Origin of the sequence: Bacillus salitolerans (assembly GCF_042680805.1) — a bacterium.
Classification (GTDB): domain Bacteria; phylum Bacillota; class Bacilli; order Bacillales; family SA4; genus Bacillus_CJ; species Bacillus_CJ salitolerans.
In genome coordinates, this window is the sequence record NZ_JBHUEM010000001.1 from 40,718 (window position 1) to 52,618 (window position 11,901).

Here is an 11,901-nt window from a genome sequence, read left to right on the forward strand (position 1 = left end):
TTACACTAGGTGATTTCTATTACTAGAAATGGTAAAGTTATAGTAGAATCATAGAATTATTTATGTAGGTTTTCTCAGTTAATATGATTTGTTGGAACAGAATCAACAGATGCTGATAGTTATTCCTCACCTAACCTTCTTCGACTCTTCAAAGTTTTGAAGTGAAGGTCTTACTATCAGTAATCAAGGAATTATAAGAAGTGAGGTTTTGTTGATGGAAAAAAGAAGAATACTAGTTGTTGATGATGAGAAACCAATTGCAGACATTTTAAAATTTAACCTTCAAAAGGAAGGTTACGAGGTTGTCTGCGCTTATGACGGTGCAGAAGCTGTCCAAGCAGTGGAGCAGAATAACCCTGATTTAATTTTATTAGATATTATGCTTCCCCAAAAGGACGGTATGGAAGTTTGCCGGGAAATTCGAAAAAAATATGAAATGCCGATTATTATGTTAACAGCAAAAGACTCTGAAATTGACAAAGTCCTTGGTTTAGAACTAGGTGCTGACGATTATGTAACAAAGCCCTTTAGTACAAGAGAGCTTCTTGCAAGAGTGAAAGCAAACATGAGACGGCACCACCAGAAGACTTCAACTGAAGCTGCAATTGAAACAAATGAAATCACCATTGGGACATTAGTCATTCATCCAGATGCCTACTCGGTATCTAAGCGTGGTGTTGAAATTGAACTCACTCACCGTGAATTTGAGTTGCTTCACTATTTAGCGAAGCACATTGGTCAGGTTATGACACGTGAGCATTTGCTTCAAACGGTTTGGGGTTATGATTATTATGGGGATGTACGTACAGTCGATGTGACGGTAAGAAGATTACGAGAAAAAATAGAGGATAGTCCTAGTCATCCATCTTGGATTGTGACAAGAAGAGGTGTAGGATATTATCTTCGTAATCCAGAGCAGGAGTAGTGAAGATGAAAAAAGTCGGTTTTTTTAAATCGATTCATTTTAAATTTGTATTGATTTATATACTATTGATTTTGATTGCGATGCAGATTATTGGTGTTTATTTTGTGAGGAAGCTAGAGGAACAATTACTATCCAATTTTTCTAGTTCTCTAAATGAACGAGTAGATTTACTTGCCTATAACCTAGAACAGGAAATGATTCTTGACCGAGATGAAAATACGCCAACGTTAGAGGAAGAAGTCCGAGCAATTTTGTTCGACTTCTTTTCTGATGATATAACAGAAGTAAGCGTCATTGATAGTAAAAGCCGCGTAATTGGAACATCTGATGTCAATAATCAATCGATCATAGGTAGGCGTACAACTGATATTTTGGTTAAACAAGCATTAGTTGTGGGGTCTAGGAGCGACAAAGTATTAATAGACCCACAGCTTGGGCACAGGATGAAGGTATTAATGGTGCCCATTAAACAGGATTCACAAGTATTAGGGGTTATTCACCTAGAAGCATCGATGGAAAATGTGTATGATCAAATGAAGCAAATCAATAATATATTTGTGAGTGGTACCGGGATTGCTCTAGTTATTACGGCATTATTAGGGATATTTCTTGCCCAAACGATTACAAGACCTATGTCTGATATGCGGAAGCAAGCACTTGAAATGGCAAAAGGAAACTTCTCCAGAAAAGTAAAGGTATATGGGTACGATGAAATCGGTCAACTTGCCTTAACCTTTAATAACCTCACGAAAAAGCTTCAAGAGGCACAGGCTACAACAGAGGGTGAAAGAAGAAAGCTTACATCTGTATTAGCCCACATGACCGACGGTGTAATTGCAACTGACCGAAAAGGCAGGATTATCTTAGTTAATGACCCAGCCTGTGACATGTTAAATGTTTCACGTGAAACGGTATTAGCTGAATCTATTTTGACCGTTTTAGGTATACAGGAGGACTATACTTTAGAGAAAATTATTAATGAAATAGAATCGCTTGTCCTAGATTTTAGTACAAATCAAAAACCTTATATTCTTCGAGTTAATTTTTCAGTTATACAAAAAGAAACTGGATTGATAAACGGTCTTATAGCCGTTTTATATGATATTACTGAGCAAGAGAAAATTGAGTCAGAGCGTAGAGAATTTGTCGCAAATGTTTCGCATGAGCTTCGAACACCGTTAACGACGATGAGAAGCTATTTAGAAGCTCTAGCAGATGGTGCTTGGCAGGATGAAGAGATTGCACCTAAATTCCTCGAGGTTACCCAAACGGAAACAGAGCGTATGATTCGTCTCGTTAATGATTTATTATCGCTATCTAAGCTAGATAGTACAGATTATCGCCTAACAAAAGAATGGATTCATTTTCCGAAGTTCTTCAATCGGATTATAGATCGTTTTGAATTAACGAAAAATCAAAACGTGACATTTATTCGAAATATTGAGGATGATCGATTGTTAATAGAAATGGATGAAGATAAGATCACCCAGGTTCTTGATAATATCATTTCAAATGCACTGAAATACTCTCCAGAAGGTGGAGTGATTCAGTTTAATTTAGTGAAAAAAGATGGAATGATTGAAGTAAGTGTGAGTGATCAAGGAGTAGGGATCCCGAAGGATAATATTCATCATATCTTTGAGCGATTTTACCGTGTTGACAAAGCGAGATCTAGAAAGCTTGGTGGTACAGGACTTGGTTTAGCCATTGCAAAAGAAATGATTTTATCTCATGGGGGAAATATTTGGGCAAAAAGTGAAGAGGGAATGGGAACCACTATATATTTCACCCTTCCAATGGAAAATGAACTTGAGGATGATTGGGAATGAGCTACGAAAATATAAAGTCAGTGTTGTTAACCTTACTGGTTATTATGAGCTTAATCTTAACGTGGAATTTGTGGACGTACCAACCAGAGTATGGACTCATTGAAAGTACGAGATATATAAGTGATGTTGATATTGGGGAAAAAAGAGAATTACAAGAATTAATTCAACCAAGCAAGGTTCTTTTCCATAAAAATGGACGTCATTATGGAACGACAGATACGATTGAAATGAAAAAAGCTCTTAGTCATATTCGTCAATGGAGCTTTAATGATTTTAGTGATATTACACCTTCAATTAGAGAGGGCTATTTGGATTTTGTCCATGGTAGAGATAGCGTAGAAATTATATTCCCTTCAGAAGTGCCTGTAGAAATATTAAAGAGTGTTTTACCAATTGTGGATGAGGAATTACGTTTAGTCACATTTGATAGAGTAATCATCCCTATGCAGGACTCCCAGAAAGAAGAGCCAGTCGCCTACTTTGTTTCCTATGAAGATCATTATGTATATAAGGCAACGATTAATAGTTTCTTGTATCAAACCTTTTTTAAAGAAATCTATCAAGTTTCACCAAGGTATCCTCAATACTTTGCCTATAAAATTGATGGTTATACAAGTTTATTTCTACCAGATGACAAAGTAAATGTTAACCGTATCACGTATTATTCAATTCAATTATCAGGTGAAGATTTTAAGGATGCTCTTTTTACAGACCCAAGTATCGCTAAACGAGATATTCAGCCCAACGGTGATGAATCGTATTCAGATGGGGCCCGTGCTCTTTATATCTTCAATGGAGGAAACTTGTTGCAGTTCATTAATCCTGTAACTGAAACCGATTCGCCCATCATTGGTTCAAAACAATTAATTCAACAAAGCATTGATTTTATTAATGATCATAGTGGATGGACCGATCAGTACGTCATGTTTGATTGGGATTCTGCTTTACAATCTACTGAATTTAGACTACAGATTAATGGAATGCCGGTCTTTAATTATGCAGGACTCTCAAGAATTAGCCAAGAGTGGAACAAAACCAATATGTTCGATAAATATGAAAGACCGATGTTTAAATTACAGCTATCATTAGATAGTGAGAGTTCAAATGTTAGTCTACCATCTGGACATACGTTGCTAGATTTGCTAAGACAAATGCCATCTTTTGATCCTAATAAATTGGAGGATGCACTAGTAGGCTATGAACTCGTAAAGGATCGAACGAGTGCAAAAGTGACAATCGAGCCGATGTGGATTGTTAATTACAATGGAAGCTGGAAAAAGATTATCTTTGACGATATGAGAGAGCTAGGAGGGAATGTAATTGGATTGGAGTAAAACAAAAACAATTTTTATTATTGTGTTTCTAATCCTTGACCTGTTTCTAGCCTTTCAATTCGTTGAAAAAAGAGATCAAAATCAGCTTGGGATAATTGCAGAAACCACGTTAGAAGACCAGCTTGAAGCAAATGAGATTTCGTATGTCGACCTTCCGAAAGAAACGATCAAAGAGACTTATATTACAGGAAAGAGTAAGGAATTTATCGCAAACGAGGTAGAGGCTTTACAAGGACAAATTCCTGAGATTATTAATAACACAAAACTGGAATCTGTCTTTGAAACACCTGTCCCCATTGAAGAGGAAACAGCAGAGTGGCTGAATACTTTTGTTAAGAATCATGTTTTAGAAGGTGGTTCTTATATGTTTTGGGGTTATGAGGAGCAACATAAACTATTACTCTTCTTTCAGCATTACAATGGAAAACCTGTCTATTATAATCAAAATGCACTATTAGCCATTCATGTAAATGAAGAAAACGAGATGATTGGTTATGAGCAAACATTATTAGTAGATATTGAGGAAATGATGGTAGGTGGGAATAAGCAGGAAATTCTGCCACCTATTAAAGCCATTGAAAATATGTATAAAAGAAACGATTTAAAGCCTGGAAGTAAAGTAACGAAAGTGGAGCTTGGTTATTTTACGTTAGTACCTGATGCACAAGTATTTGTCCCTACTTGGCACTTTATCGTGAATAATAAGGAAAATTTCTTTATCAATGCATTTGAGGGACAAATCATACGAGATAATACACAATGGAGTGAAGTAGAATGAGCTTGCATTTTAGCGTGCTCGCAAGTGGTAGTACAGGAAATGCGATTTATGTGGGTACAGATAACATGAAGCTGCTTGTCGATGCAGGTCATAGTGGAAAGCAAATGGACGAGCTATTTAAAAAGATTCAAGTGAATCCAAAAGAATTATCAGGGATATTAGTGACTCATGAACATAGCGATCATATAAAGGGAGTCGGTATCCTGGCTCGTAAGCACAACATTCCCATTTATGCGAACAGCAAAACTTGGAAAGCGATGGAGCACTTAATTGGAGAAGTACCGACTGAACAGAAATTTATCTTTGAGACTGGACAAGTGAAGACGTTTATGGATATGGATGTAGAGTCCTTTGGTGTCTCTCATGATGCTGCAGAACCAATGTTTTATGTGTTTCATCACGGTGATAAAAAGCTCGTATTAATTACAGATACTGGCTACGTGAGTGACCGAATGAAGGGGATTATTCAAAATGCAGATGCTTATGTGTTTGAGAGTAATCATGATGTCGAGATGCTACGGATGGGACGTTATCCATGGAGTATTAAAAGACGTATATTAAGTGATGTTGGACATGTTTCGAATGAAGATGCAGCGTTAGCGATGGCAGACGTTGTAGGGGACAGAACAAAACGCATTTATCTTGCCCACTTAAGTCAAGATAATAATATGAAAGATCTTGCGAGGATGTCTGTTCATCAAACGTTAGAACTAAGAGATGTAGGCGTAGGTCATCGTTTTCAGCTTCTTGATACAGACCCAAAAATTCCGACAGCACTAGTATCGGTTTAAACTTATAATTCAATGCATTTCGTTAGAATTTTTGTGTAGAATGAGTATAATATGGAATTATAAACAAACTATACTTACGTATACAAATTCGTTCTTGAAAAGGATCGGTTCATCAGTGAAAGGATTGGTGAAAGTAGTATGGGATATTATGATCAAGACTACCAACATATTCGACAAAAACAAAAAGGGAACCGTGGTAGTGTCTTTATTGCTGGTTTTGTAGGAGCCATTTTAGGAGCACTGTTAATGGTGTTTGCCTTGCCTGCACTTGATACAACCAAATCTCTTGATATGGGACCTACTACAACGAATGAGGGAGCCAGTGGAAACCAGGACGGAGCGATGACAACAAATCCAACAATGGATACGATGAATGTGAATGTTGTCACTCAGGTTACTCAAGCTGTTGACAAAGTGTCAGAAGCAGTTGTTGGGGTCATCAATATTCAAGAAGCAGGTTTTTGGAATGAAGCGGGTGAAGCAGGAACTGGATCAGGAGTCATTTATAAAAAAGAGGGCGGAAAAGCCTTTATTGTGACGAATCATCATGTTATTGAAGGTGCGACAACGGTCGAAATTAGTTTAGCAGATGGATCTAGAATACCGGCTGAGATTTTAGGAAGCGATATTTTTACAGATTTAGCCGTCTTATCTGTTGAGGGGGATGCTGTAAATGTTATTGCCGAATTCGGAAATTCTGATTCTGTTCGTCCAGGAGAACCAGTGATTGCCATTGGGAATCCATTAGGTTTACAATTTTCAGGCTCGGTCACACAGGGAATTATTTCTGGTACAGAACGTACCATACCATTAGATTTTGATCGAGATGGTCATGTAGATTGGCAGGCTGAGGTACTTCAAACAGATGCGGCAATTAATCCTGGTAATAGCGGTGGAGCACTCGTAAATATAAATGGCCAGGTGATTGGGATTAACTCCATGAAGATCGCACAGAATGCCGTTGAAGGAATTGGCTTATCCATCCCTGTAACAATTGCCCTTCCGATTATTGAGGATTTAGAGACATATGGTGAAGTCAAGAGACCTTATATGGGTGTAGGGCTTCGTAATTTATCGGATATTTCAAGCTATCACTGGTATCAAACGCTTAAACTGCCAAGAGATATAAAAGCAGGTGTTTTTATCGAAGAGGTTGTTCCATTATCACCAGCTGACCGAGCAGGATTAGTACAATATGATGTCATTGTTGCTCTTGACGGAAAAGAAATTACAAATGCTTTAGATTTACGTAAGCATTTATATAAGGAAAAAGAGATTGGTGAAACAATGGAGGTTACCTTCTATCGACAAGGGGAAAAAATGAACACCACGATGAAGCTTGTGGAAGAATCATATTAGGAGAGAAAGCAGACGAGAATGTTCGTCTGCTTTTTCTTTGGCTGAAAAAGTGCTAGGCAAGTTTGGTACTTGTGGATTTAAAAAATATGATCATAAAGTGGTTATCCACAGTGATTTTATCTACTGTTTATAAAAGTGGATGTGAATAAGGTATAATAAAAAAAATACGACAATTTTTGTATGAGGTGATGTAAGATGAACATTCATGCGTGTATGGAACATGTAGACGTAGCCATTGATACGATTGTAGATGAGTGTGAAATAGCACCAGAAATCAAAGAACTAAATGATGATGAAAAGTTATCAACAGCTTGTGAATATTGTCAAAATACCGCGATATATCTTGTATCGAACACATATTCTGACACAATATGTGGATAGAAAATGTGGATATGTGGATAAGTTATGTGGATAACATGTTTGTAAACTGTTTGTAAAGTAGGTGTAAATGTGAATATCTCAATTGTCACAATTGGCAAACTAAAAGAAAAATATTTAAAGCAAGGCATCGATGAATATGCAAAACGCCTTACAGCCTATGCAAAATTAGACATTATCGAATTGCCAGATGAAAAGGCACCAGAAAATCTAAGTGAAACGGAAATGGAGCAAGTTAAGCAAAAAGAAGGAGAACGCATCCTACAAAAAATTTCACCCGATACATATGTCATTGCACTAGCCATTGAAGGAAAGATGAAATCGTCCGAGCAATTAGCCGAAGACTTAGATAAACTTGCGACATACGGTAAAAGTAAAATCGCTTTTGTCATTGGGGGATCCTTAGGGTTAAGTTCAGAGGTTATGAAACGTGCCGACGAATCACTTTCGTTCTCCAAAATGACATTTCCTCATCAATTGATGAAGTTGATTCTGGTTGAGCAGATTTATCGAGCGTTTCGGATTAATCGGGGGGAACCGTACCATAAGTAAATGAGGTTTTTTTGATTGAATTAATAACAAAACCTTGAAGTTCACATAGAGCTTCAAGGTCTTTTGTTGATAGTCTTTATCCCTATGTTTTTCTTATTCAATAGTGGAATATAAGTTTATTAGAGGTATTTTTAAATAAATTTATTCAAATTTTATCTCGTCATTAAATCCAGGGATAAGAGTCTCTATAATTTTACTCTTCTGATATTCCCAATGTTTTTTTGCTGCATATTTTTTTACAGTACTGCAAGCTTTTGAAATGCGAAGTCCTTCAGCAGGGTTAGTATCACTATATGCTTGTAATTGTCTTAAAGTCATATTAATTAATTCGTCATCTCTTTTTCGTGCCATCTTTAACACTCCTTTTAATAAGTACTTATCCAATTAATAGTGTGGTTAAAGATTTTATTATCATACACCTATTTGTTAAATATTTAAGAATATAGATTTAAAAAAATATTACATAGCTTGTTTACTTAAACCATAATGATTAGCTAAGGCTTGATAATCACCATTAAATAATTTAAAATCCTTTTCCATCCATTCAATTGGCATTGATAATTCAGCTGCAAAGGAATTAGCTTGTCTCTCTTCAATAGGATTTGCATTATTTTCAATAAACCAATGTTGTTTGTCAACTCAATATCAACAGTGTTTATGTGTCCTTTAATAAAATGTGCGATTTCATGCGCAATACTAAAGCGTTGTCTTTGAAAAGGCTGGTTTTTATTAACTCCTATTATCTTTCTACTTCCGGATAAAACAAGCACCCCAGAAACATCTTCGTCAAAATCAAATTGTACTACTCTCAATCCTACCTTATGTGCTATGTCAATAGGATCAACCATTGGGGATGAATACCTAGCCGAACGCACTAAATCTAGTGCCCTCATTGTAGGATTTACACGGAGTACTGCAGCAGGAGATGGGGGAAGAGATTCGATTTCATCAATAAATTCCTCCAACTTATTTTTAACTTCTGGATGCAATTATTTTGCTGCACGAAAAAAGAATTGCTTCACGTCATTTGAGGATGGTGCAATCAAATCTGTGTTTCCAAGAAAAATAGAAGGAAATTTGTCATATTGTGTCAAAATAATAGTATAGTAGGGATGATATTGTAGTCATGTGTAAGATCAAAATACAATATAGCAAAATAAGGGAAAAAGGGGGATGGGTTGTGAGTGTAAAAGAATGGTTAGAAGAATTAGAAAGAGATCGCTCAAATCTAGAAAGTTTTGGAGTAAAGCTTTGTGATAAGATTAAAGATTTGTATAAAGAAAATAATATAAAAATAATTGTTACATATCGAATAAAAGGTAAAGATAGTCTCAGTGAAAAAATTAAAAGACATAATGTAGATAATGAGCATAATAATGGGCTAAGTATTTATGATTTGTTTAATGATATTATTGGGATCAGAATTATCTGTATGAAGATTAAGGATGAAAGTAAAGTCTATAGTATATTGAAAGATTTTAAAGCTGAATCTGAAATACATAATATTATATTTAATGATAATATCAATAGCCAGCCTACAAATCAAAAAAATGGACATGCTATATTTAAGATTGATGGGTACTTAACTGAAGATAGTGATAAAAGAATTCCCTTTGAACTACAAATTAAGAGCTTAGCAAATTTATTTTGGGGTGAAATGGAACATTTACTATTCTATAAAAATAGCAAAGTACTTATCTCAAGTAAATATTACGAAAAGGAAATTAACTCAATATATGAAGAACTAAAAAACATTGATAATAAACTGACTTATATGGAAGAAGCAATGATGTCAGAATCAGATGAAGATTTACTTCAGGAAAAGATAGAGGTTTTTAAAAGGTATGCATATCTACATCTAAAAGAAACTCTGAAGGTAGAGTTTGGAAATTATTTAAATAATAAATATATATTTAATGCAGTTGGGGATTATATATTTAGGACAAATGTCACTATTATAGTAAATGAGAATAGGGTAGCAAAGGAAGCAAATGAAATATTAAGAAAAGTTCTTTATGTTTTATTAGATAGTAAAAGAAACGAACTAGACCTGTCAAAATATATATTTAATTCTATTACTGATGTGAAATTAGATAGCGAAATTAGGGATCTGCTGACAGAGATTATATCAGAACGGGAAAATGGATGGTGGATATATATTGTATTGTGTGGAGTATTCTCTTATTATCAGGGAAATGTTGATCTTACTGAATCAGATGAATATGATAAAGTAAATGAACATATAGATGAGTGTATTAAAAACTTATGTAATACAATTCACAAGGAGATTAATTTATTTACAAAACTATTAGAAAAAGATAGTGAGAAGTTTAATCGAAATGAAATAAAGGAATTAACATCGGAATTGGTAAAAAGATTTTTGCAAACTTGTAAAGTTAATAAGAATTTAAAATTTACTGAGAAGAAGTATGCGCAACATTACAATGAATACGGAACAAGGTTAATTAGAGAATTAGATGCAAAAAACCTTGGAATAATCGAACACCTTTATAATAATGATGCTTTTATTAAATCAATTACTTCTATACTTATAAATACAGATGATATGGATAATAAAATTTCAAGTCATGTCAAATCTTTAGATAATGTAGTATATGAAACGCTTGACATCCATCTAGAGGATATAGATAACTATTTAAAAGCTAATAATGACATTACAGTAAGAACATTTTTTAAACTTCTAGAAGGAGGGGAAGAGGATGGAAAATAAAATTAACCGCGATAATATGAAAATAAACCAAGATGATGTAGAAATAGTAATTACAACATTAACAGTTAAAGAACTTATTAGGTTCGCTAAACCAGACGTTTATAACTCATTAAATAACAAAACTGGTTATCAGAGACCTATAAATGATAATCATGTAAAAAATATTGTAGAATACCTTAAAAATGAACAGTATTCTATACTTCCAACATCAATAATTATGGCTATTAATAAGGAGTCATTTGAAATTGAAAGTAATAATAATTTTAGTTTTAATGGACAATTACGAATAGTTGATGGACAGCATAGAATAGAAGCGATGAGAAGAATAATAGTAGAATTAGAAGAGGAAACCAAATTATATTCAGATGAAGAACGTCAAGAGGCAGCTGATGAAATGGATGCATTTTTATGCTGGGAGTATCCAGTAAATATAATGCTACTTTCTAATAATGATAATTGGGATAGGTATGTTGAGATAAGGTCGTTTGTTGATATAAATAAAAAAGGTAAGACTGTTGCTACTGATCTAGCAGATACTAATATGAGTAATATTAGAAAATCATTAAACGAATTAAGTCAAAAACAAGCAGTACATCAAATTAGTTTGAATGTAACTGAACGCTTAATGTCAGAGGAAAGTTGCGTTTGGTATAATAGTATTAAAACTGGAGATGGAGATAGTGAAAATAAGATAATAGGTATTGGTCAGTTTAGTAAATCAATAACACCATTATCCCGTAATTTTCTTTATATTAAATATGGTAAGAATAAAGTATATACAAAGGAACAAATTGAGTACTTAGTAGATAAATTAACATCTATCTTGGAGAAGTATTGGAGAGCGATCTGTGAGAAGTGGAAATCTTCTTTTATGTATATTGAAAAAATTGACGCTTACCGTGTTAATTTTGATTATAGTATTCAAAAAGGGATCGGGGTTTTTCCGCTTCATAGACTTTTGACATCAGAATTTAGAAAAGAAAAAGAAATAGAAAAAGCCTTAGCCAATTCAATCGAAATTCTAAGGATTAATAAATCTAATATTACTGATGAGGATTGGGAAGTTGGGGGGCCATTTACCTCTTATAGTTCCGGTTCAGGCTATGCAACGATAAATAGAATATTAAAGGGGGAGGAAGAAAAAATAAATTAATAATAAACTTAAATAAGTTACTAAATAGAGTCATTTGTTAACTAGTAAATAAATGCATAACTATAAAATAT

At 34.4% G+C, this 11,901-nt stretch carries 12 protein-coding genes and 1 pseudogene; 10 read left to right on the forward strand and 3 right to left on the reverse strand.

Annotated elements, in window-relative coordinates; genetic code table 11:
* Positions 1–214 precede the first annotated feature (214 nt).
* From yycF to rlmH, 8 genes are all read left to right on the forward strand, one after another.
* Positions 215–925: a response regulator YycF gene (gene yycF, locus ACFSCX_RS00195; RefSeq protein WP_377926053.1), complete on the forward strand. Its 711-nt coding sequence runs from the start codon at positions 215–217 to the stop codon at positions 923–925.
* A gap of 5 nt (positions 926–930) precedes the next feature.
* Entirely contained in the window at positions 931–2,754 is a 1,824-nt protein-coding gene (gene walK / locus ACFSCX_RS00200) for a cell wall metabolism sensor histidine kinase WalK (RefSeq protein WP_377926054.1), read from the forward strand.
* Positions 2,751–4,088 carry a YycH family regulatory protein gene (locus ACFSCX_RS00205; protein ID WP_377926055.1) on the forward strand — a complete coding sequence of 446 codons (1,338 nt, stop codon included), beginning with the start codon at positions 2,751–2,753 and terminating at the stop codon, positions 4,086–4,088. The genes walK and ACFSCX_RS00205 overlap by 4 nt, the downstream gene beginning before the upstream one ends.
* A complete protein-coding gene (locus tag ACFSCX_RS00210) occupies positions 4,075–4,866 on the forward strand; it encodes a two-component system regulatory protein YycI (RefSeq protein WP_377926056.1) in 792 nt (263 codons plus the stop codon). Before ACFSCX_RS00205 ends, ACFSCX_RS00210 begins: the two co-directional genes overlap by 14 nt.
* A complete protein-coding gene (locus ACFSCX_RS00215) occupies positions 4,863–5,657 on the forward strand; it encodes an MBL fold metallo-hydrolase (protein ID WP_377926058.1) in 795 nt (264 codons plus the stop codon). The genes ACFSCX_RS00210 and ACFSCX_RS00215 overlap by 4 nt, the downstream gene beginning before the upstream one ends.
* Before the next feature lie 138 nt (positions 5,658–5,795).
* The gene (locus tag ACFSCX_RS00220; protein WP_377926059.1) at positions 5,796–7,016 is read left to right on the forward strand and encodes a S1C family serine protease; all 1,221 of its coding nucleotides are present in this window, start codon (positions 5,796–5,798) and stop codon (positions 7,014–7,016) included.
* A 195-nt stretch (positions 7,017–7,211) separates the two neighbouring features.
* Positions 7,212–7,397 (forward strand): CxxH/CxxC protein, encoded by a 186-nt coding sequence (locus ACFSCX_RS00225; protein WP_377926060.1) that lies wholly within the window; start codon positions 7,212–7,214, stop codon positions 7,395–7,397.
* Between the two features lie 69 nt (positions 7,398–7,466).
* Positions 7,467–7,946: a 23S rRNA (pseudouridine(1915)-N(3))-methyltransferase RlmH gene (gene rlmH / locus ACFSCX_RS00230; RefSeq protein ID WP_377926061.1), complete on the forward strand. Its 480-nt coding sequence runs from the start codon at positions 7,467–7,469 to the stop codon at positions 7,944–7,946.
* A 141-nt stretch (positions 7,947–8,087) separates the two neighbouring features.
* Here rlmH and ACFSCX_RS00235 read toward each other — a convergent pair whose 3' ends face one another.
* The 3 genes and pseudogenes from ACFSCX_RS00235 to ACFSCX_RS00245 all read right to left on the reverse strand — a co-directional run.
* On the reverse strand, positions 8,088–8,297 hold the full coding sequence (locus ACFSCX_RS00235; protein ID WP_377926062.1) for a hypothetical protein: 210 nt from the start codon (positions 8,295–8,297) through the stop codon (positions 8,088–8,090).
* A gap of 108 nt (positions 8,298–8,405) precedes the next feature.
* Positions 8,406–8,501: a hypothetical protein gene (locus tag ACFSCX_RS00240; RefSeq protein WP_377926063.1), complete on the reverse strand. Its 96-nt coding sequence runs from the start codon at positions 8,499–8,501 to the stop codon at positions 8,406–8,408.
* Positions 8,502–8,617: 116 nt separating this feature from the next.
* Positions 8,618–8,839: pseudogene (locus ACFSCX_RS00245) on the reverse strand (ImmA/IrrE family metallo-endopeptidase); the annotation flags it as partial.
* A 287-nt stretch (positions 8,840–9,126) separates the two neighbouring features.
* Between ACFSCX_RS00245 and ACFSCX_RS00250 the strand changes: the two are divergent.
* Together ACFSCX_RS00250 and ACFSCX_RS00255 are read left to right on the forward strand one after the other, a co-directional pair.
* Positions 9,127–10,677, forward strand: coding sequence for a hypothetical protein (locus tag ACFSCX_RS00250; protein WP_377926064.1), 1,551 nt, complete (start codon positions 9,127–9,129; stop codon positions 10,675–10,677).
* The gene (locus ACFSCX_RS00255) at positions 10,667–11,830 is read left to right on the forward strand and encodes a DGQHR domain-containing protein (protein WP_377926065.1); all 1,164 of its coding nucleotides are present in this window, start codon (positions 10,667–10,669) and stop codon (positions 11,828–11,830) included. Before ACFSCX_RS00250 ends, ACFSCX_RS00255 begins: the two co-directional genes overlap by 11 nt.
* Positions 11,831–11,901 lie beyond the last annotated feature (71 nt).